Origin of the sequence: Pyramidobacter sp. YE332 (genome assembly GCF_033060595.1) — a bacterium.
Taxonomy (GTDB): Bacteria; Synergistota; Synergistia; order Synergistales; family Dethiosulfovibrionaceae; genus Pyramidobacter.
In genome coordinates this window covers 657160-677974 of sequence record NZ_CP133038.1, presented here as the reverse complement: position 1 = coordinate 677974, position 20815 = coordinate 657160, and the positions used below count along the sequence as shown (strand labels likewise).

Below are 20815 nucleotides of genomic sequence, written 5' to 3'. Positions count from 1 at the left end.
TTTTCGCCTTTTTCCGGCGGCCGTCTTCGGCGCGCTTCGCCTAAAAATACGCGGGCACGCTCACCATGTCGCGGCCGATCTCGGCAAGCGTCGCCGCGCCGGTCATGAGCATGGTTCCCGTCAGCTCGGACTGGATTTTTTTCAAATAGATCTCCACGCCCTCGGCTCCGCCGCCGAAGGCCGACATGGTGACGGGGCGTCCGATCAGCACGGCGTCGGCGCCCAGCGCCAGCATTTTGAAGACGTCGACGCCGCTTCTGACGCCGCCGTCGACGAAGACCTTCATGCGGCCGTTCACGGCTTGCGCGATCTCGGGCAGCACTTCCACGGTGGACTGGCCGTGATCGAGCACGCGGCCGCCGTGGTTGGAGACGACGATGCCGTAGCAGCCGGCTTCGAGCGCTTTCAGCGCGCCCTTGACGGACATGATGCCCTTGACGATGAACGGCGTTTTCCCCGCGGCCTCGACGAGAGCGTGAAGATCGGCGACGCTCTTGGGATAGACGGATTCGCCGCGCAGCTTCACGTTGACCAGGCCGGCGGCGTCCACATCCATGGCCACGGCCATCACGCCGGCGGCGACGGCGTCGGCCATGCGCGCAAGCGCCTGCTTCATGGCCCAGGGTTTGATGGTGGGCACGCCCCAGCCGTCCAGCGCCTTGATCGCCTCCAGCGGACCGTAAAAGGCCTCGTCGGGCGAATCGCCGGTGAAGGCGGCGCTGCCGGCGGCGTGCGCCCCTCTGACGACGCGTTCGCCGTTGGCGGCTTCGCCAATGTCGGAGCCGTAGTTGAGTTTCATGCCGCCGATCGGCGCGGCGAACACGGGCATGGCGAACGTGCGTCCGAAGAACTCGCAGCTCGTGTCCTGACCGCGGTCGGCGTAGAGCGTGTCGAGCACGAGCTTCACTTCCGCAAGGGCGGCGACGTTGCGCACGAACGTGGCGCCGGTTCCCTTGCCGCCCACGCCGGGCACCTCGCCGCGGCAGGCGCGCCCGTCGCACACCGGACAGACGCGGCACTTGGCCGCCAGAACTTTGCGCGCCGTTTCCAGCACTTCTTTGTAATCCATCACAAATCCCCCCGCAATCCATAAGATATTGAACAAAAATCCGTTTCCCCGCCGTCATTATACATCACGAGGCAAGCCCCCAAAGGGAGAGGCGTCCACGGTGCAGAAGCGTTCTCGGCATTGCCGGAGAAATCGTTTCCGGCGCACGTCTCCCGCCTTCTTGAAACAGCCACCGTGAAAACTTTTCGACCGCTTCGGGGGCGGTCCTCGGCAAGAGACGGCACAGGCGCTCGAAAACAAATTGAAAATGCCGTGCGCCTTTCTCCGCGCTCTGCCGCGTCAGTTTCCGTTCCGCGCAAACGCCTCTCGAAAGATACCCATTCTATTCCAAAATCATCGCCCACAGCTCGCGCAACCGCTTCTCGAAGCGGGCCGCCGCGCGGGCCGGTTCTTCCCAGCGGGTATCGACGGCACAGCGGATTTTGCGCCAGCGATCGGAAATATCCTCGGGCATGAGAACGTGAAACTCGTAGCTGAGCATGTCGTCGTCGATTTCAAAAACCAACGCCTGTTCGCTCTCGTCCGGCGCCTCGTCGAGAAATTTGCGCCAGATGACGTCGAGCAATCGGTCTTCAGCGGCGCGAAGCTGCGGCATCAGCGTCTTCACGGGGCGCGTCACGTCCGACAGATAAGCTTCGGCCGCATCGTGAAGCAGGCAGGCCAGCCGGACGCGCGCCGAAAGTCCGCGGGCTTCCGCTTCGTATGAACAAGCCAGACTGTGCTGCGCCACCGAGTAAAAGCGCCGCACGTGTCCGTTGCCGCGGCAAATCAGCGACAGGGCGTGGGCGATGTCTTCCGCCAGGATCTGCTCCGGCCGCGGCGCCAGCGGATCGAAATGGATGCCGCCGTACGTCGTTATATAGCTCATGCTTCATTCTCCTTGCACTTATCTTGTGCAGGTCAGTATAACATCTTACGCGCTCCGACTTCAACGACCGGGAGCGAAGTTCGCCGTCGGAACCGGCGACATGACGGCCACCGTCGGCCCTCGCGGGGACGACGTCGCGCTCGGCGTCATCCGCACCATGGACGACTTTCTGACGGCCGGCGCCGTCTCCAGCGGATTCCTCGCCGAAAATCACGTGGTCACGAGGGAATCGCTGCGGCGCGAGCGGCACGGACGACGGCGTTATATGCCGTATCTGTAGTCCTTTTTCCGCGCGATCGCAAAAACGGACGGCTCGGCCGCTCATGAAGAAAATTTCATGAACGGCCGAGCCGTTCTGCGTTCAAGCGTCTTTTTTCACGTCGACAACATGGCTCAGAGGTCTGCCGCGCGTCCAGGCGCGCAGGTTGTCCCCGGCGATGCGCACGATGCGGTTCAGCGTTTCGGGCAGATAAAAGAATCCGGCCACGTGCGGCGTGATGATGACGTTGTCGAACCCCCACAGCTCGTCGCCGGCGGGCAGCGGCTCCGGCTCCGTCACGTCCAAGGCCGCGCCGCCGAGATGCTTGGCGCGCAGCGCCTTTTTCAGCGCTTCCGGGTCGACGGCGCTGCCGCGGCCGACGTTGATGAGGAAAGCGCCTTTTTTCATCAGGCCGAGGCGGCGCTCGTCCATCAGGTGTTCCGTCGCGGCGCCGCCGGGCAGGACCATGGCGACGATATCGGCGCGGGGCAGCAGCCGATCGAGCTCGTCGATGGCGTGCAGTTCGTCGAGATAATCCGGCTTCTCGCCGACGCGGCGGCGCACGCCGAGGACGTGAGCGCCCAGCGCGTGCACCTTGCGCGCGTAAGAGCCGCCGATGTCGCCCAGACCGAGGACGAGGATCGTCGCCCCCTCCACGGAGATGATGCTGCCGCGCGCGCTCCATTCGCGCCGCGTCTGATTGAGGGCGTACTGCTCGAGGCGGCGCACCAGCGCGAACGTCAGCGCCAGCATGTGCTCCGACACGGTCAGCCCGTAAGCGCCCGAAGCGCTGGTGAGCCGGCAGCCCGGGGGAAGCGCGCCGGGCTGCGCGTAGGGATCGGCGCCGGCGGAATTGAGCTGCAGCCATTCGAGCTTCGGCGCGCCTTTGGCCAGTTCCGGCGGCAGGTTGCCGATGACGACGTTCACGTCTTCCAGATCGGTGGCGCTCAGACCGCCTTCCTGATAGACGAACCGGCAGTCGAAATTTCCGCCCCCGGCCCGCTCCTCCAGCCACATCTTGTGTTCTTCCGTGACGGGCATCACGGTGACGAGGATCTTTTTCGTTGTCTTGCTCATTTTGGTCACTCCCTTGATGTGTGCGTGCCGTTTTTTCACTTTGTTGAGGCCGCTGCGGCAGCGGCTTTCCTTCCGCACGCCGAAAACGCCTGCCGACGTTCCAAGATCATTTTAGCAGGAGCGCCCCGCAAAAAGAAGCGCCGCTCAAAAGACGGCAGCATGCAAAATTCCCCTCGCCATAAAGCCCAGTCCATGTGTTATAGTGATGACATCATCACAGCGGTCCATAAGGCCGCGATCCTGCGAACGAGGTGATCCCGATGAGAAAACTGATGATGGCCCTGCTGGCGTTGCTGCTCGTTGCCGCCGGCGGCGCCGCGTGGAAATGGGAGTCCGTCGTCGGCTGGCTGAACACGAGCCGCGCGCGCGTAGACGCCACCGCCGCGGAAAAAGACGTGCTCGGTTCAACCGCCAAAAACGGCAAGAAAATTCTCGTCGCGTATTTCTCCTGGGGCGGCAACACGCGCACGGCAGCCCGCGCCATTCATGAAAAAATCGGCGGCGATATCTTCGAGATCCGCACCGAAACGCCCTACCCCGCCGGTTACAGCGACACCGTGGCTCAGGCCAAAAAGGAAAAAGCCGAAAACATCCGTCCCAAATTGACCGCCTCCGTCCCCGACATCGGAGACTACGACCTGATCCTGCTGGGCTATCCGATCTGGTGGTTCGTGGAGCCGATGCCCATCCGCTCCTTCCTCGACGCCCACAACCTCGATGGCAAAACCATCCTGCCCTTTGCCACCAGCGGCGGCAGTTCGATCCAGAAGAGCGTCGAGAGCCTGCGGGCGTCAGCCCCCAAAGCCGACATCCGCGACGGTCATCTCTGCAACGTGCCAAGCTCCATCGACGCCTGGCTCGAAGACGTCGGAGCGATGACCGGCCGGCGGTAACGACGAAGGGCCGCCGTCCGCGGCAAAAACAGCGCGGACGGCGGCCTGACCTGCACCTGCCCTCGGCCCAACCTCCTGCGCGAAAAACATCCCCCAGTTCCCCGTCTGGTAATATCCAGCGCGGCGCCGCGGAGCAATTCATCAGGTCGATCGCTCGAACCTGGCGACAATCTACCGGCCCGCGTAATGCGCTGCCTCGAGCCGGAATCCCTCTTCAATACAATCTATATACTATCGACGCCTCTGCGGACGAGATCCTCGACTCCTTTGACATCCGCCGCACCAACGCGATGATTGGAGACTTGAACAGCGTCATCCAGGATATCAAGCGCTGCGCGAGGGGGATTCGGTAACCTTGAATATTTCAAGACCATGATCTACCTTGTCTGCGGCAAATTGCAGCCGAACTGCGCCGCTCTGTTTCGACTGGCGCGACGCGTGGATTTCTCAAAAAAGCAGTCTCTTGTCGCAGGAAACGTCCTTCTCGCTTTCTTCTGTTCCCCACTCTGAACCGCGAGGAACCCGCCCAAAAAGACATCGGGGTGTCCCGCACGATGACCGTGCGGACACCCCGATGTCTTTTTGTCCGCGGGATGTTCCACGTGGAACATCCCGTTCGTTCACTCGTTGAACCACTTGTCGCGCAGGGCCTGAAGTTCGCCGTTTTTGTCCATTTCCTCAATGATCCGGCTCACGGCGGCCGTCAGTTCCACATTTTCCTTGGAGATGGCGATCGCCTTGTCGGCGCCGGTAATCTGCTTGTTGAAGGCGATGGTGATCTTGCCGTCGAAATCCTTGGCCTTGACGTAGGCCTTGGCGGCGGGAATGTCCATGAAGGTCGCGTCGACACGCCCCAGCGCCACTTCGCGCACGCACTCGTCGAATTTCTGATACGTCTTGACTTCGACGTTGCCGAGAGCGCGCGCAAAGGTCTCCTGCACAGTGCCGATCTGTACGGCTACGGTCTTGCCGGCCAGATCGTCGGTGCTCTTGGGCTGATAGTCGACGCGAGTGATGAAAGCACTGTAGGAAATCTCGTAAGGCGACGAAAAGCTGACGCGCTTGGCGCGCTCCGGCGTCGCCGAAAGGCCGGCCGAGACCAGGTCGATCTTGTCGGCCATCAGCGACGGAAGCAGCGAATCAAAGGGCATATCGAGCCACTGCAATTTTTTGCCCAGCTTTTTGGCGATGGCTTCGGTCATGTCGATATCAAATCCGACCAAGTCGCCGGACTGCCCATGAAACTCATACGGCGGATAGGCGCCGGACGTGCCGACGATCAGCGTCTCCTTGTCCATTGCCGAAGCGGCGAAAGCCGCCGTGGCGGCCAGAACGGACAAAGCGGCCCCTCCAAGAATACGTTTCCACATGCTGTTACCTCCTAAAATACAGTTTATTTTATCACAGGTTATAAACTAACCTTGAATCAGATCATAATCCATCAAAGTTTATTTGTCAATAGATAATGAATAATTATTTACTTCCGTTTCGAGTCTCGGAGATTCCGGAGCAAAACGTTGAAATCTTCGGCATGAAAGGCGTATCCGTTCGCTGAAAAAAACGATGCGGCGTTGGCGTCCCGCGCTCATTGCGCATGAAACGGCGGACGATAATAAATATAAGTTCATTTATTACATCTCGATGAAAATTCGATATTGACCAGAAAATAAATTATGGTATAGTAACACACGACAATATCAACTCATATTTTAAGACCTGCGGGTCGCACGCGGTGGCCCATGCTCGGCAAAGGAAGGAGGCAAAACGGGATGACGCGTCGGCCGCGACGCAGAACGTCGTCCCGACGGCGAATCGAACGAACGAAGAAAACTGGGCGGCTGGTTCCCGTGCAGGACGGCACATTTGCGCGCCGCCCCAAAAACCACACAGATAGGGAGGAACGATCCATGAAGAAGAGCATCAGAAAAATCGTATTGGCGTACTCAGGCGGCCTCGACACCTCGATCATCATCCCCTGGCTGAAGGAGAACTACGACAATCCCGAGATCATTGCCGTTTCGGGCGACGTCGGACAGGGCGACGAGCTGGAAGGGTTGGAGGAAAAAGCCATCAAAACCGGCGCCGCCAAGTTGATCGTGGCCGACCTCGTCGACGAAATGGTGGACGGGATCATCATCCCGGCGCTGAAGATGGGGGCAAAATACGAAAAGTATCTGCTCGGCACCGCCTTCGCGCGCCCGGTGATCGGCAAGAAGCTCGCCGAGATCGCGCTGGCGGAAGGAGCCGACGCGATCTGCCACGGCGCGACGGGCAAAGGGAACGACCAGGTCCGCTTCGAGCTCGCCATCAAACGTTTCGCGCCGGACATGCCGATCATCGCGCCCTGGCGCGAGTGGGACATCAAATCCCGCGACGAGGAGATCGACTACGCCGAGGCGCATCACGTGCCGCTGCGGATCTCGCGCGAGACGAACTACTCGAAGGACAAGAACCTGTGGCACCTGAGCCACGAGGGCCTCGACCTCGAAGATCCCGCCAACGAGCCGCAATACGACAAGCCGGGGTTCCTCGAGATGAGCGTTTCGCCGATGCAGGCCCCGGACGCGCCGGAATACGTCAGCGTCGACTTCGAGGCCGGCGCGCCGACGGCGTTCAACGGCGAGAAGATGAAGGCGTCGGACATCATCAGGAAGCTGAACGAGGCCGGAGGCAAGAACGGCATCGGCATTACCGACATCGTCGAGAACCGCCTGGTCGGCATGAAGGATCGCGGCATTTACGAGACGCCGGGCGGGAGCATCCTTTATTTTGCGCACGAGCAGCTGGAAATGATCACGGTGGACAAGGACACGCTGCACGTCAAGCAGAAGCTGGCCGTCGATTTCGCCGACCTCATTTACAACGGCAAGTGGTACACGCCGCTGCAGGAGGCGCTGACGGCGTTCGCCGACGAAGCGAACAAATACGTGACCGGCTCGGTCAAACTCAAGCTGTACAAGGGCAACATCATCCCGGCCGGAACGACCTCGCCGTATTCGCTGTATTCCGAAAAGCTGGTCACCTTCGGCGAGAGCGATTACGATCAGGCACAGGCGGCCGGCTTCATCAACCTCTGGGGACTGCCCGTGAAGGTGCAGGCGCTGCGCGAACAGGGCCGTCTGTAGCGTTCCGGGGCCATTGCCGCCGGGCGCGGGGGACAAGATCCGGAGAAAACGCGGATCGGCGCCGAAAAAATTTTCGCCGCCATGTGCCGCGGGCATAGCGGCCTATTGAACAAAGACATTCGACTTCTTCGAATGGAAGCGTATGATCGACTCACGGGTCGGCAAGGCTCGAATTCAGTCGGCACAGGAGGCACCAATGAAAAAACAAACCGCCGGGCGCGGCTGGTACCAGGAGGAAGGCAAAGACCCCGCCGAACTGACGCCCGGCCAGGTCGTCGTCATCCCCCCAAACGTCAAGCACCGGCACGGCGCGGGACGGCTGGTTCTCGCACGTTTCCGTGGAAGTCCCCGGCGAGGAGACAGCCACCGAATGGCTCGAACCGGTCGAGTCGGAACTGTACCGCTCGCGGTGATTTTTTCGCAGTCTGCTTTCGGGCAGGCTGCTTTTTTTAATCCGCCGAGGCTTCTTGACTTTATCATGGTAAAGTGATAACATGCCATTCGTAAATTTTCCCGGAAGGACGGAACGGTTCCCCATGACTTACCTCAGCTCAGAACTTACCGACCGACTTGGCGCGGCTCGGGCGGGAAAAGCGGTGAAAGAATGAACATCGACTCGAATTCCCTCAAGTACGACGAGCGCGCCATTTTCGCGCTGCGCTCGCTTTACTCGAAATACGGCTACTCCTATTACAAAATGAGCAAGTTCGAGGAGTACGATCTGTACGTGCGCAACAAGGATTTCCTCGTCAGCGACAGCGTCATCACCTTTACGGACACGAACGGGCGCCTGATGGCTCTCAAACCCGACGTGACGCTCTCCATCATCCGCCACATCAAAGACGAGCCCGGCGTCGTCCAGAAACTCTTCTACAACGAGAACGTCTACCGCGTCTCGCAGAAGACCCGCACGTTCAAAGAGATCATGCAGGTCGGTCTGGAGTGCGTGGGCGCCATCGACGCGTACTGTATCGGCGAAGTGCTGACGCTCGCCGCCGAAAGTCTGCGCTGCATCTCGCCGCGCTGCGTGCTCGATGTCGCTCATCTTGGCATCATCGCCGCCATCATCGACGACTTCTCCTTTTCCGAAAACGTCCGCCGCGCCGTCCTCAAGTGCATCAACGAAAAAAACGTGCACGAGCTGAGCCTGATCTGCGCTCAGTCCGGCGTCGAGGAGAACAAGGCCGCCGCCCTCCGCCGGCTGGTGTCGCTCTGCGACCGTCCGGCCGCGGCCATGCCGAAGCTGCGCGCCCTGCTGAGCCGTTCCGGCAGCGCGCGGCTTGCCGAACAGCTGGACGAGCTGGAACGCATCGTCGTACAGTTCAAAGGGACTGACCTCGAGGACATGCTGCGCGTGGACTTCTCCGTCGCCAACGACCTCAATTACTACAACGGCATCGTCTTCCGCGGCTTCGTCGAAGGCGTGCCGACGGGCGTCCTTTCCGGCGGCCAGTACGATCGACTCATGCGCAAGATGAAGCACCAGTCGGGCGCTATCGGTTTCGCCATTTATCTGGACCTGCTCGAACGGCTCGACCACGCCGAACGCGCCTACGACGTGGACACGCTCCTTCTCTACGACCGCCGCGACGATCCCCGCGCGCTGCGCGCCGCCGCGGCCAAGCTGACGTCCGGCGGACACAGCGTCATGGCCCAAAAGGAACTGCCCGAGGGCATCAAGTTCAGGCAGCTGATGAGACTTGAAGGGAACGAGGCGAAGCTCCTTGAACATGCTTAACGTGGCACTGCCCAAGGGACGCCTGGGCGAGCGGGTCTACGCCATGTTCGCGCGGGCCGGGCTGGAATGCGGCGGCGTGCTCGAGCCGGGGCGCCGTCTGATTTTCGAAAACCCGCACAAGGGCGTGCGCTACTTCTGGGTCAAGCCCTCCGACGTCGCCATTTACGTGGAGCGGGGAGCAGCCGACCTCGGCGCGGCAGGCAAGGACATCCTGCTCGAAAACGAGCCCGACGTTTACGAGCTGCTCGACCTCCATACCGGCGTCTGCCGCATGGCCGTCGCCGCGCGGGCGGACTTCCGCGACAACCCCGACCGCACGCTGCGCGTCGCCAGCAAGTTCGTGCACATCGCCCAGAACTATTACGCCGCCAAAGGGCGCGACATCGACATCATCCGCATCAACGGCTCGGTGGAGCTGGCGCCGATCCTCGGTCTTTCCGACGTGATCGTCGACATCGTCGAAACGGGCACGACGCTGAAGGAAAACCATCTGCGCGTGCTCGACACGGTCGTGCCCATCAGCGCGCGGCTTATCGCCAACAAGGCGAGCTTCAAATTCAAAAACGGACAGATCTTGGAGATCATGCGGGCCATGACCGCCATGACGGAGGCAGAACAATGATCAGAATATTGAAATGCGGCGAGGTCGCCGACGGGGATATCCTCGCGCGCGCCATCCCCGCCGCGGACGTCGGGGACGTCGTGGCCGAGATCATCGCCGACGTGCGGGAAAACGGCGACGCGGCGCTGAAGAAATACGCCGAGAAATTCGACGGCGCCAGACTCGAGGCGTTGGCGGTGACGCCGGCGGAGATCGAGGCCGCCGTGGCGCAGGTCGCGCCGGAGTTTATCGGCATCCTCGAGAAGGCGGCAGGCAACATCCGCGCCTTTCATTCGCGCCAGCTCAGGAACGGCTTTATCATCAACGACGAGCCAGGCGTCGTCGTCGGCCAGAAGGTTATTCCCATGGACCGCGCCGGCGTTTACGTGCCCGGCGGCACGGCCGCCTACCCTTCGACGGTGCTGATGGATCTCATTCCCGCCAAGATCGCCGGCGTGCGCGAGATCATCATGACGACGCCGCCGCGCCGGGACGGTTCGGTCGATCCCGCCATCCTCGCCGCCGCCCGCGTCGCCGGAGCCGACCGAATCTTCAAGAGCGGCGGCGCTCAGGCCATCGCCGCTTTGGCTTACGGCACGGAAAGCGTGCCGCGCGTGGACAAGATCGTCGGTCCCGGCAACGCGTTCGTCGCCGAAGCGAAGAAACAGGTCTTCGGCGCCGTCTCCATCGACATGATCGCCGGCCCCAGCGAGATTCTCGTCATCGCCGACGGCCAAACCAATCCGCGCTGGTGCGCCGCCGATCTGCTCGCGCAGGCCGAGCACGACACAATGGCCAGCGCCGTGCTGATCACGGATTCCATGGCGCTGGCCCGGGCCGTTCAGGCCGAGATCGAGCGTCAGCTCCCCAAACTGGAGCGGAGCGAGATCGCCCGCGCCGCCATCGAGAACAACGGCAAGATCATCGTCGCCGACACGCTGGCGAAAGCCGTCGAGATCGCCAACGCGATCGCGCCGGAACACCTGGAGCTGTGCGTCGACGCTCCGTTCGACTATCTTGACGGCATCCGTCACGCCGGTTCGGTGTTTCTCGGCCGCCACTGTCCCGAGGCGCTGGGCGATTATTTCGCCGGCCCCAACCACACCCTGCCCACGAGCGGCACGGCGCGTTTTTCAAGCCCGCTGTCGGTGGACGACTTTGTGAAGAAATCGCAGTACATCTATTACACGCGCGACGCTCTGCGCAAAGCGGCGCCGGACGTTGCCGGCTTCGCGCGCCAGGAGGGGCTGACGGGGCACGCCCGCAGCGTCCTGTGCAGAACGGAGGAAAAACAATGAGCCGCTTTTTCAGCAGCAAATACGCCGGGCTGGTTCCCTATGTGCCGGGCGAACAGCCGCGCAGCCAGGAGTTCATCAAGCTGAACACGAACGAATCGCCTTTCCCGCCCTCTTCGCAGGCCCTCCGCGCCGCCGCGGAGGCCGCGCGCCGGCTGAACCTCTACTCCGACCCCGAGTGCCGCGCCTTGAACGCGAAACTGGCCGAGGTCTACCATCTCGCGCCCGAAGAGATCCTGTGCACCAACGGTTCCGACGAGATCCTCAACTTTGCCTTCATGGCCTTCTGCGACGCTGACCATCCCGCCGCCTTCCCCAACGTCACCTACGGTTTTTACAAGGTCTTCGCAGCGCTGAACGGCGTGCCGTACGAGGAGATCCCGCTGCGCGAAGACTTTTCCGTGAACGTGAACAACTACGTCGGTCTGAACAAAACCATCTTCATCGCCAATCCCAACGCTCCCACGGGGCTGGCCCTGCCGCTCGCCGACGTCGAGCGCCTCGTCAAGGGCAATCCCGACAGCGTCGTCGTCGTCGACGAGGCCTATGTCGACTTCGGCGGCGAAAGCGCGCTGCCGCTGATCCACAAGTACGACAATCTGCTCGTGACCATGACGTTTTCCAAGTCGCGCTCCATGGCCGGAGCCCGCCTCGGCTTCGGCGCCGCGTGCAAGGCGCTGATCGCCGACCTGAACGCGGTCAAATACGCCACCAATCCCTACAACGTCAACGGCATGACCATGGCCGCCGGCATCGGCGCGCTGGAAGACGAGGAATACACGCGCGCCAACTGCCGCGCCGTCATGGAGACACGCGAAATCGTCACCGCCGCGCTGCGCGAAATGGGTTTTGAACTCGGCGACTCGAAGGCCAATTTCGTGTTTCCCCGCCACCCCAAAATCGACGGTCGCAAGCTCTACGAGGAACTGCGCGCCCGCGGCATCCTCGTGCGCCATTTCGACGCGCCGCTGCTGGCCCGGCACAACCGCATCACCATCGGCAGCCGCGAGCAGATGAACCGTCTGCTGGACACTCTTGGGACCATTTTGGAGGAATGCTGAATGCGTCAGGCCGAAATCATCCGCCAGACAGCCGAGACCGACATCGTCCTGAGGCTGGAACTCGACGGCACGGGGCAAAGCGAGATCGACAGCGGCGTGGGCTTTCTGGACCACATGCTGACGCTGCTGGCGCGGCACGGCCGTTTCGATCTGAAGCTGACCTGCCGCGGCGACACGAGCGTAGACGACCATCACAGCGTCGAGGACATCGGCATCTGTCTCGGTCGGGCCTTCGCGCAGGCGCTTGGCGAAAAGCGCGGCATCTCGCGCTACGGGTTCTGTATCCTGCCCATGGACGAAGCTCTGATCCTCGCCGCCGTGGATTTTTCCGGGCGTGCGTGCCTCGGTTACGACCTGCCGATCCGTGCGCAAAAGGTCGGCACCTTCGACACCGAGCTGGTGCAGGAATTCTGGCAGGCTTTCGCGCGCTGCGCCGGCTGTTCCCTGCATCTGCGCCGGCTGGCCGGCGGCAACTCGCACCACATCATCGAGGGCGCCTTCAAGGCGGCGGCCCGCAGCCTGCGTCAGGCCGTCGCCATCGAAGCCGATTGCGCCGACGAGATCCCGTCCACCAAGGGGGTGCTCTGAAGTGATCGCCATCGTCGATTACGGCGTGGGCAACCTCTTTTCGCTGCGCAGTTCCTTCGCGGCTCTCGGCGCAGCGGTGACCGTCACCTCCGACGCGGCTGAACTGCGCCGCGCGGAGAAGATCATCCTGCCCGGCGTCGGCGCTTTCGGCGACGCGGCCGAAAAACTGCGCGCCTCGGGGCTCGACCGCCCTCTGCGGGACGAGGCCGCGGCCGGCAAGCCGCTTTTGGGCATCTGTCTGGGCATGCAGCTGTTGTTCGACACAGGTTTCGAGTACGGCAAACACGCCGGGCTCGGCCTGATCCCCGGCGAAGTACGCGCCATCGCCGAAGCGGTCCCGCCGGGACTGAAGATCCCCCACATCGGCTGGAACGCGCTGAGGTTCAGAAAACCGACGCCGCTGTTCAAGTACGTCACGGAAGGCGACTGCGTCTACTTCGTACACTCGTTCGCCGCGCGGGGCTGCGACGATTACGTCACGGCCGAGACCGAATACGGCGCCTGGCTGACAGCGGCGGTCGCGCGGGACAACGTGTTCGGCTGCCAGTTCCACCCCGAAAAGAGCGGCTCCGTCGGCCTCGGCATCCTGCGCGCTTTCTGCGAGCTGGGAGGCCCCTCATGCTGATCTATCCGGCCATCGACCTTTACGCCGGCAAAGCGGTGCGGCTGCAGCGCGGCGATTACGCGCGAATGACCGTCTACAGCGACCGCCCCGAAGCCGTCGCTACCGACTTCGCCGCCCAGGGGGCGAGACAGATCCATCTGGTCGACCTCGAAGGCGCCCGAAGCGGCGGCACGCCCAACCTCGAGACGATCGTCGCCGTCAAAAACGCTTCCGGCCTCTTCTGTCAGGTGGGCGGCGGCATCCGCAGCATGGACGCGATCGCCGCGTATCTGGACGCCGGCGTCGACCGCGTCATCCTCGGCACGGCCGCGGCGACGCAGGCGCATTTCGCGCCCCGGGCCGTCGCACGATACAGCGAGCGCATCGCCGTGGGCGTGGACATCAAAGACGGCTTCGCAGCCGTCAAAGGCTGGACGGAAAAATCGCCGCTGAAAGCCTTCGAGTTCTGTCGGCGCATGCAGTCCGACGGCGTTTCCACGCTGATCTGCACCGACATCTCCCGGGACGGCATGATGCAGGGGACGAACGTGGCGCTGTACAAAACTCTTTCGACCGAACTGAAAATGCGGATCATCGCCTCCGGCGGCGTCTCGTCGCTGGACGACGTCAAGCGGCTGGCCGCGCTGGGGCTGTACGGCGCGATCATCGGCAAGGCCTGTTACACGAGAGCGATTTCCATCGCGGCAGCGATCGAGGTGGCCCAATGATTACCAAACGGATCATCCCTTGTCTCGACGTCAAGGACGGGCGCGTCGTCAAGGGCGTCAACTTTGCGGGCCTTCACGACGTGTCGTCGCCGCCCGATCTGGCGCAATTCTACAGTTCCTGCGGTGCCGACGAGCTGGTGTTTTACGACATCACCGCGTCGTCGGAGGGGCGCAGGCTTTTCACGGAAATCCTGCGCGAGACGGCGCGCCGCGTTTTCATCCCGCTCACCGTCGGCGGCGGCATCAGTGACGTGGCTGACTTCGAACGCGTGCTCTCCTGCGGCGCCGACAAAGTCAGCGTCAACAGCGGCGCCATCGCGCGCCCGCAACTGATCCGCGAAGCGGCGGCACTGTACGGCGACCAGTGCGTCGTGCTCTCCGTCGACGTCAAACGCGTGGACGGCGCTTTTCACGTGTTCGCCCGCGGCGGGCGCGACGATACCGGCATGGACGCCATCGCATGGATCAAGCGCTGCGTCGGCGACGGCGCCGGCGAAGTGGTGGTCAACTCCATCGACACCGACGGCGTGAAAAAGGGATTCGATCTGGAAATGCTCGCCGCCGTCTGCGAAGCCGTATCGGTGCCCGTGATCGCTTCCGGCGGCGCCGGCAGCATCGGCGACTTCATCACGCTGTTCAAAACGTTGCCCCAGGTCGACGCCGGGCTGGCGGCGTCCATCTTCCATTTCGGCGAGGTGAAGATCGCCGACCTCAAGGCGGAAATGGCCCGAAACCGCATTCCCGTCAGGCTTTGACTGAGAAAAGGACGATTGCATGATTTCCATCGACGAACTGAAATTCGACGAAAAGGGATTGATCCCCGCCATCGTGGTCGATGCGGCCACAAAGCGCGTGCTCACGCTGGCCTACATGAACCGCGAGAGCCTGACGATCAGCATGGCCAGGGGGCTGACCTGTTTCTGGAGCCGTTCGCGCCGGCGTCTGTGGCTCAAGGGCGAAAGCAGCGGCAACTACCAGCACATCGTCTCCATCACGGCCGACTGCGACAAGGACGCGCTGCTCGTCATGGTCGATCCCGACGGGCCGGCGTGCCATCTCGGCACGACGTCGTGTTTCGCCAATCCCCTCTGGCGGAGCGAGAGCCGCGGCGAATTCTCGCTGGAAGAGCTGATGCGGCTCATTGCCGCCCGCAAAACCGAGAAGAAGGAAAATTCCTACACCACGTATCTGTTCGAGAAAGGGCTCGACAAGATCCTCAAGAAAGTCGGCGAGGAATCCACCGAGGTGATCATCGCCGCCAAAGCGGAGGACACGAAAGATACCGTCTACGAGATCGCCGACCTCGCCTACCACGTGCTGGTGCTGATGATCCAGGCCGGGATCTCGCTCGACGACGTCATGCATGAGCTCGCCTCGCGGCATGTCATCGACCGCAAGGTAAAGCAGGAGAAAATGACCTCATGATCCGCGAGGACTTTCACGTTCATACGGTTTTCTGCGACGGCGAAGACCGCGCCGAGGCCGTCGTTCAAGCCGCCATCGCCATGGGCATGACGCGGCTGGGCTTTTCCGGCCACGCGCACACGCCCTGCGACGAATCGTACTGCATGTCCGTGGCGGGGACCGCCGCCTATAAAAGCGAGATCGCGTCATTGCGCGAAAAGTACCGGCAGCGGCTGGCCATTTGCTGCGGCATCGAGCAGGATTATTTCGCCGATCTGCCCGCCGGCGACTACGACTATGTCATCGGCTCGGTGCATTATCTGAAGATCGGCGGCGATTATGTGCCCGTTGACGAGAATCCCGAAATTTTTCAGAAGGCCGTCCAAAAATATTTCGACGGCGACTTTTACGCGATGGCCGAACTGTACTATCGGCAGGAAGCCGACGTGGTCAGCCGCACTCACGCCGATTTGATCGGCCATTTCGACCTGATCGGCAAGTTCAACGAGGGCGGAAGATTTTTCGACGAAAATCATCCGCGCTATATAAAAGCCGCCTACGCTGCGCTGGACGCCCTGCTGGAAACGGGACGTCCTTTCGAGGTCAACAGCGGCGCCATCTCCCGCGGCTGGCGTACGACGCCTTATCCGTCGCCGCCGCTGCTGAAACGCATCGCCGCCAAAGGCGGCCGCGTCGTTCTGTCCAGCGACAGCCACCGCGCCGCCACGCTGTGCTACAAGTTCGACGAGTGCGAACGGCTCTGCGAATCCGTGGGACTGAAACCGGAGCGATTCCGTCTTCGGCGGTGAACGGGGAAAAGTCGGCATCGGCCGGAAACGGCTCCTGGGCGCTCCGTACGCAAACGCCGGCGGTCAGACGACCGCCGGCGTTTTTCGTGGGACACTGTTCCACGTGGAACAGCGTCGTTCATCGAATGTCCTTCACTTTTTCCGCCGCTTCCTGCCGCAGCGAAGGCACTTTTGTTTCCCTCCGCTTCTGGCAGCGCGGACAAAACACGCTGGAACGGCCGCCGACGACGGCGCGCTGCAACGCCGCGCCGCAGGCGGGGCAGGGATCGCCGTCGTGTCCGTAAACTTTCAGCAACGGCGTGTTGCGGTATTCCGTGCCGCGTCCGCGCAGAAACTCTTCCGCCGAAACGGCGGTCTGCTCCACGTGAAAACGCATCACCTCTCGGACCGCCCGCGCCAGGCGTTCCCATTCGGGACGGCTCAGCGAGGACGCGGCGCGCGTCGGCCGGATCCGCGCGGCGAAAAGGATTTCGTCGCTGTAAATGTTGCCGATGCCGGCGACGATGCTCTGATCGAGCAAACAGGTCTTGACGGCGCGGCGCGAGGCGCCCAGCCGCTCTTTCAGCCAGACGGGCGTCAAAGCGGCGTCGAAGGGCTCCAGGCCGAGATCGTTCATGCCGGTACAGTCTTTCTCGCCCTTTCGCAGCAGCCAGAAGCGGCCGAAACGGCGCACGTCGGCAAAGCGCAGCTGCAGACGTCCGCTCAGCGAAAAAACGACATGCGTGTGCTTCTCCGCGGGAAATTCCGGCGGCACGGCCAGCAGCCGCCCCGTCATGCGCAGGTGCAACACCATCTCGGCGCCGTCGTCGAGGAAGAAGCGCAGGAATTTGCCGCGCCGTCCCATCCCCGTCACCGCGCGCCCCGTCGCGAGTCTGACGAAATCGTCCGGCGCCGGATGGGCGATCACGTCGCCACGGTTCAGCGCCACTCTTTCGATGCGGCGTCCGCAAATTTGCGGCGCCGTCACGTTCTTTACCGTTTCGACCTCTGGCAGTTCAGGCACGGTCAATCCTCCCGTCCTTCTCGTTCCGGGTTTGCCAAGGCCGCCGCGAGAACGCGCCTGCGCCCTTTCCGTCCCGTTCGAGAAATCGCTGAGATTTTAACACAGATTTGATTTACAATCACTCGTGCAAGTGTTTATAATACAAGTGGGAAATAATATCAATGCCGCACTTCAGGGCTCGGAGGAGGGAACAGACATGAACTTCAAATACAACAAAGCGATATGCCAGAACCTGCGTGAATCGCTGCGCCTGGAGTGGCTGGAAACCAACGGTCTGGGAGATTACGCCTCCAGCTCTATCGTTTCGTGCAACACGCGCCGTTATCACGGGCTTTTTGTCGCCAATCTCGACCGTCCGGCAGGGCGTCACGTGCTGCTGTCGGCGCTGGAAGAATCGCTGCTGCTTGGCGGGCACGAGTTCTTCTTCTCCTGCCGCCAGCATCCCGGCAACTTTTTCCCCAAGGGGCACGAATATTTGCGCGAGGCCGAGATCGGCGCCTGGCCGTTGTTCCGCTACCGCATCGGCGATGTCGTGCTGACGCGCGAGATCGTCATGCCGCACGGCGAACACCGCGTGCTGATCCGCTATTCGCTGGAAGGCGGCGCCGCGCAGGCCAAGCTGAGAATCAAGCCGCTGCTCGCCTACCGGAATTTTCACGCGCTCACGCACGCCAACATGAATCTGCACGTGCGTACCTGGCCGGAGACAGCGGGCTTCAAGGTTGAGCCTTATGACGGGATGCCGCCGCTGTTCATGCAGACCGACGGACGTTTCACGTTTTTGCCGTCGCCCGATTGGTACTACAACGCCGAATACCTGATCGAGCGCGAGCGCGGCTTCCCCTACGCGGAAGACCTGTTTCAGCCCGGCCTGTTCGAGATCGAACTCGCGCCGCAGCGTCCTGTGATCCTCAGCGCCGCGCTGCAGCCAACCGGCAAAGCCGCACGGCTGGCGCGACTCTGGAACGACGAAACGCGGCGCCGCCTCAGCCGCGGCGAGGACAGGAGCCTGACCGCCCATCTCGAGCGGGAGGGCGAAAAATTCCTCATCGACAGCCCGCGCAACGGAAAAACCGTGATCGCCGGCTATCCATGGTTCGACGCCTGGGGGCGCGACACTTTCATCGCTCTGCCGGGGCTGACGTTCTGCGCCGGACGCAGCCAGGAGGGCGTGGACATTCTTGCGGGCGCGGGAGGAGCCATAAAGGACGGTCTGATCCCCAACTGTTACGGCGCCGACGGCGTCCATCACAGTTACAATTCCGCCGACGCCTCGCTCTGGTACGTCTGGGCCGTCCAACAGATGGCCGAGCAGGCCGCCAATGGGCTGCAGCTCGTCAAAAAGCTGTGCTGGCAGCCCATCAAAGAGATCATTGCCGCGTACGCGGACGGACGCGCTCCCCACACGCACATGGATGAAGCGGGACTGCTCCATGTCGGCGCCCCCGACACCCAGCTCACCTGGATGGACGCGTCGGTCGGCGGGCGGCCGGTGACGCCGCGCTGGGGCTGCCCGGTGGAGATCAACGCGCTGTGGTACAACGCCCTCGTTTTTGCCGGCAAGACCGCCGCCGCCCTGGGCGAAACGCCGCCGTGGGACAAAAAGCGTCTTGCGGCGCTGAAAAAGGAATTCCAGCGCCGCTTCTGGAGCGAGGAGCGCGGCTACCTGGCCGACGTGTGGCGCGCGGACGGCGCCGATTGGAGCTTCCGTCCCAACCAGCTTTTTGCCGCCTCGCTGCCCGAACCGGTGCTCGACCGGCCGCTGGCGGCGGAGATGCTGGGGCGGGTACGCACGCTGCTGCTCACGCCGTATGGACTGCGCACCCTGTCGCCCGCCGACGCCAACTACCGATCGCTTTATGAAGGGTCGCCGGAGGAACGCGATTCCGCCTACCATCAGGGCACCGTCTGGCCGTGGCTGCTGGGAGCCTACGGCGATACCCTGCTCTTCGCTTTATGGGATCGGCCGGCGGCCGCCCGGCATCTGCTGGGGACGATCACGCCGCTGTGCACCGCCCATCTGCGCGAGTACGGCGTCGGTTCAGTGGCCGAAATTTTCGACGCCGCGCCGCCGTATCGCCCCAACGGCGCCGTCGCCCAGGCCTGGAGCGTGGCGGAACTGCTGCGCGTCCTGAAAAAGATGCAGCGCGCCGCTCCGGGCGTGTATCGTCGCTGGGAGACGAACCTGCGAGAGGAGGCGAGGTAAATGCGCGTGCTCATGCTTGGCTGGGAATTTCCGCCCGACAAGAGCGGAGGCCTTGGCACCGCCTGTTACGGCATCACGCAGGCGCTGCTGCGGAAAGGCACCGACGTGCTTTTCGTCATGCCGCAGACTCGCCTGACCGAGCACCCCGAGTCGCACGTCAAACTGCGTTCCGCCTCGGGAACCCTGATCCCCGTCGTCTCGCGGAGCGAACCGGAAGCGGGGGGCGCCACGGCCGCACCGGACAGCCATTCTCAAAACGCTGCAAGGCCGCGGCAAAACTGCGGCATCGCGGAGCTTCAGCAGTTTGCCGCGCGGATGGTCGTGCGCGGCATCAGGTCGAGCCTTCGTCCCTACGACAGCGCGGCAAGTTACGAACAACGACTCGCCCGGCACGGCAAAGGCCGCCGAACCTCAAGCGCCGCCGGCGGGAAAAATGAGATCTTCCGCCGCCTCGGGCTGCCGCAGCTTGGCGGGAGCGTTTGGCCCGCCGACGCCGCAGCGGCGGCTTCACAGCCGCAGGACGCGGCCGTCCGCTGGAAGCCGGTCGAAATCCACGGCGGCTACGGGCAGGACCTGATGTCCGAAGTGTACCGCTACAGTCTCGCGGCCGCGCAGATCGCGCGCGAAGAAAAATTCGACGTGATCCACGTGCACGACTGGATGACTTACCCGGCGGGGATCCTCATCAAGCAGATCACCGGCAAGCCGCTGATCACTCACATCCACGCGCTGGAGCACGACCGCAGCGGCGAAAACGTCAATCCCGAGATCGCCCACATCGAGTGGGCCGGCATGACCGCCGCCGATCGTGTGGTCGCCGTAAGCTATTACACCAAGAACAAAGTGATGCGCCTTTACCGGATCCCCGACGAAAAAATCGACGTCGTCCACAACGCCGTCAACCGCAACGAATCGCAGTTGGGCTGGCGAAGCATCCCGCCGCACCGGGAGAAGCGCGTGCTCTTCATGGGCCGCATCACCTATCAGAAAGGGCCCGACTACTTCGTCGAAGCCGCGCGGCTCGTGCACGAGCGCATGCCCGACGTGCACTTCGTCATGGCCGGCAGCGGCGACATGTTCCACCGCATGGTGCGCCGCATCGCCCAGCTGGGGATGGGGACCGCATTCCACTTTCCCGGCTTCCAGTCCGGCGTGAACGTGGAACGGATGTATGCCAGCTGCGACCTCTACGTCATGCCCAGCGTCTCCGAACCTTTCGGCATCGCCCCGCTGGAGGCCATGATCTGCGACACGCCGGTGATCCTTTCGCGTCAGTCCGGCGTCGCCGAAGTGGTGCGCAACGCGCTGAAGGTGGACTTTTGGGACGTTCAGGAAATGGCCAACAAAATCTGCGCCGTGCTTGCCTACCCGAAACTGGCCGAAGCGATGGTGAAGAACAGCCGCGAGGATCTGCGCCGCATCCGCTGGTCTGCCGCCGCCGATCGCCTGAACGCAATGTATCGTGACTGCATCCGGAGGAGTTGAGC

21 protein-coding genes are annotated in these 20815 nt (G+C 62.7%); 16 read left to right on the top strand and 5 right to left on the bottom strand.

From position 1 onward, the window contains the following. Nucleotides 1-40: 40 nt before the first annotated feature. Both RAH42_RS03100 and RAH42_RS03095 read right to left on the bottom strand, forming a co-directional pair. Nucleotides 41-1069, bottom strand: coding sequence for an alpha-hydroxy-acid oxidizing protein (locus tag RAH42_RS03100; protein WP_317539952.1), 1029 nt, complete (start codon nucleotides 1067-1069; stop codon nucleotides 41-43). Between the two features lie 322 nt (nucleotides 1070-1391). Further along, nucleotides 1392-1937, bottom strand: a complete 546-nt coding sequence (locus RAH42_RS03095) for a phosphohydrolase (protein WP_078015604.1) — start codon at nucleotides 1935-1937, stop codon at nucleotides 1392-1394. Between RAH42_RS03095 and RAH42_RS03090 the strand changes: the two genes are divergently transcribed. Next, the gene (locus RAH42_RS03090; RefSeq protein ID WP_317539951.1) at nucleotides 1936-2217 is read left to right on the top strand and encodes a hypothetical protein; all 282 of its coding nucleotides are present in this window, start codon (nucleotides 1936-1938) and stop codon (nucleotides 2215-2217) included. The genes RAH42_RS03095 and RAH42_RS03090 overlap by 2 nt on opposite strands. A gap of 81 nt (nucleotides 2218-2298) precedes the next feature. Here RAH42_RS03090 and RAH42_RS03085 read toward each other — a convergent pair whose 3' ends face one another. Further along, complete coding sequence (locus RAH42_RS03085; protein WP_078015674.1) at nucleotides 2299-3273, bottom strand: D-2-hydroxyacid dehydrogenase; 975 nt, start codon at nucleotides 3271-3273, stop codon at nucleotides 2299-2301. Nucleotides 3274-3533: 260 nt separating this feature from the next. On the opposite strand from RAH42_RS03085, the gene RAH42_RS03080 reads away from it, so the two are divergent. Further along, a complete protein-coding gene (locus RAH42_RS03080; RefSeq protein WP_078015605.1) occupies nucleotides 3534-4166 on the top strand; it encodes a flavodoxin in 633 nt (210 codons plus the stop codon). Between the two features lie 620 nt (nucleotides 4167-4786). Here the strand turns inward: RAH42_RS03080 and RAH42_RS03075 are convergent. After that, nucleotides 4787-5536: a transporter substrate-binding domain-containing protein gene (locus tag RAH42_RS03075; protein ID WP_317539950.1), complete on the bottom strand. Its 750-nt coding sequence runs from the start codon at nucleotides 5534-5536 to the stop codon at nucleotides 4787-4789. A 537-nt stretch (nucleotides 5537-6073) separates the two neighbouring features. On the opposite strand from RAH42_RS03075, the gene RAH42_RS03070 reads away from it, so the two are divergent. From RAH42_RS03070 to RAH42_RS03015, 12 genes are all read left to right on the top strand, one after another. Continuing rightward, on the top strand, nucleotides 6074-7291 hold the full coding sequence (locus RAH42_RS03070; RefSeq protein ID WP_078015607.1) for an argininosuccinate synthase: 1218 nt from the start codon (nucleotides 6074-6076) through the stop codon (nucleotides 7289-7291). Nucleotides 7292-7433: 142 nt separating this feature from the next. Then, nucleotides 7434-7781, top strand: a complete 348-nt coding sequence (locus RAH42_RS03065) for a hypothetical protein (protein WP_205948259.1) — start codon at nucleotides 7434-7436, stop codon at nucleotides 7779-7781. A 114-nt stretch (nucleotides 7782-7895) separates the two neighbouring features. Beyond that, on the top strand, nucleotides 7896-9029 hold the full coding sequence (locus RAH42_RS03060; protein WP_302295097.1) for an ATP phosphoribosyltransferase regulatory subunit: 1134 nt from the start codon (nucleotides 7896-7898) through the stop codon (nucleotides 9027-9029). After that, on the top strand, nucleotides 9022-9651 hold the full coding sequence (gene hisG, locus RAH42_RS03055) for an ATP phosphoribosyltransferase (RefSeq protein WP_302295116.1): 630 nt from the start codon (nucleotides 9022-9024) through the stop codon (nucleotides 9649-9651). Before RAH42_RS03060 ends, hisG begins: the two co-directional genes overlap by 8 nt. Next, nucleotides 9648-10928, top strand: a complete 1281-nt coding sequence (gene hisD / locus RAH42_RS03050; protein ID WP_317539949.1) for a histidinol dehydrogenase — start codon at nucleotides 9648-9650, stop codon at nucleotides 10926-10928. The genes hisG and hisD overlap by 4 nt, the downstream gene beginning before the upstream one ends. Continuing rightward, nucleotides 10925-11986 (top strand): histidinol-phosphate transaminase, encoded by a 1062-nt coding sequence (gene hisC / locus RAH42_RS03045; RefSeq protein WP_317539948.1) that lies wholly within the window; start codon nucleotides 10925-10927, stop codon nucleotides 11984-11986. Before hisD ends, hisC begins: the two co-directional genes overlap by 4 nt. After that, on the top strand, nucleotides 11987-12574 hold the full coding sequence (hisB, locus tag RAH42_RS03040; RefSeq protein ID WP_317539947.1) for an imidazoleglycerol-phosphate dehydratase HisB: 588 nt from the start codon (nucleotides 11987-11989) through the stop codon (nucleotides 12572-12574). A gap of 1 nt (nucleotide 12575) precedes the next feature. Further along, nucleotides 12576-13199: an imidazole glycerol phosphate synthase subunit HisH gene (gene hisH, locus RAH42_RS03035; RefSeq protein ID WP_317539946.1), complete on the top strand. Its 624-nt coding sequence runs from the start codon at nucleotides 12576-12578 to the stop codon at nucleotides 13197-13199. Continuing rightward, on the top strand, nucleotides 13193-13906 hold the full coding sequence (gene hisA / locus RAH42_RS03030; RefSeq protein ID WP_308559565.1) for a 1-(5-phosphoribosyl)-5-[(5-phosphoribosylamino)methylideneamino]imidazole-4-carboxamide isomerase: 714 nt from the start codon (nucleotides 13193-13195) through the stop codon (nucleotides 13904-13906). Before hisH ends, hisA begins: the two co-directional genes overlap by 7 nt. After that, nucleotides 13903-14661 (top strand): imidazole glycerol phosphate synthase subunit HisF, encoded by a 759-nt coding sequence (gene hisF / locus RAH42_RS03025; protein ID WP_308559567.1) that lies wholly within the window; start codon nucleotides 13903-13905, stop codon nucleotides 14659-14661. Before hisA ends, hisF begins: the two co-directional genes overlap by 4 nt. Nucleotides 14662-14680: 19 nt before the next feature. Next, entirely contained in the window at nucleotides 14681-15331 is a 651-nt protein-coding gene (gene hisIE, locus RAH42_RS03020; protein ID WP_308559569.1) for a bifunctional phosphoribosyl-AMP cyclohydrolase/phosphoribosyl-ATP diphosphatase HisIE, read from the top strand. Beyond that, nucleotides 15328-16119 (top strand): histidinol-phosphatase, encoded by a 792-nt coding sequence (locus RAH42_RS03015; RefSeq protein WP_317539945.1) that lies wholly within the window; start codon nucleotides 15328-15330, stop codon nucleotides 16117-16119. Before hisIE ends, RAH42_RS03015 begins: the two co-directional genes overlap by 4 nt. 118 nt (nucleotides 16120-16237) lie before the next feature. On the opposite strand, the gene mutM is transcribed toward RAH42_RS03015, so the two are convergent. Continuing rightward, nucleotides 16238-17122: a bifunctional DNA-formamidopyrimidine glycosylase/DNA-(apurinic or apyrimidinic site) lyase gene (gene mutM / locus RAH42_RS03010; RefSeq protein ID WP_317539944.1), complete on the bottom strand. Its 885-nt coding sequence runs from the start codon at nucleotides 17120-17122 to the stop codon at nucleotides 16238-16240. 196 nt (nucleotides 17123-17318) lie between these two features. On the opposite strand from mutM, the gene RAH42_RS03005 reads away from it, so the two are divergent. Together RAH42_RS03005 and RAH42_RS03000 are read left to right on the top strand one after the other, a co-directional pair. Then, the gene (locus RAH42_RS03005; RefSeq protein WP_317539943.1) at nucleotides 17319-19328 is read left to right on the top strand and encodes an amylo-alpha-1,6-glucosidase; all 2010 of its coding nucleotides are present in this window, start codon (nucleotides 17319-17321) and stop codon (nucleotides 19326-19328) included. Further along, nucleotides 19329-20813, top strand: a complete 1485-nt coding sequence (locus RAH42_RS03000) for a glycosyltransferase family 4 protein (protein WP_078015620.1) — start codon at nucleotides 19329-19331, stop codon at nucleotides 20811-20813. The last annotated feature ends 2 nt before the right edge of the window (nucleotides 20814-20815 follow it).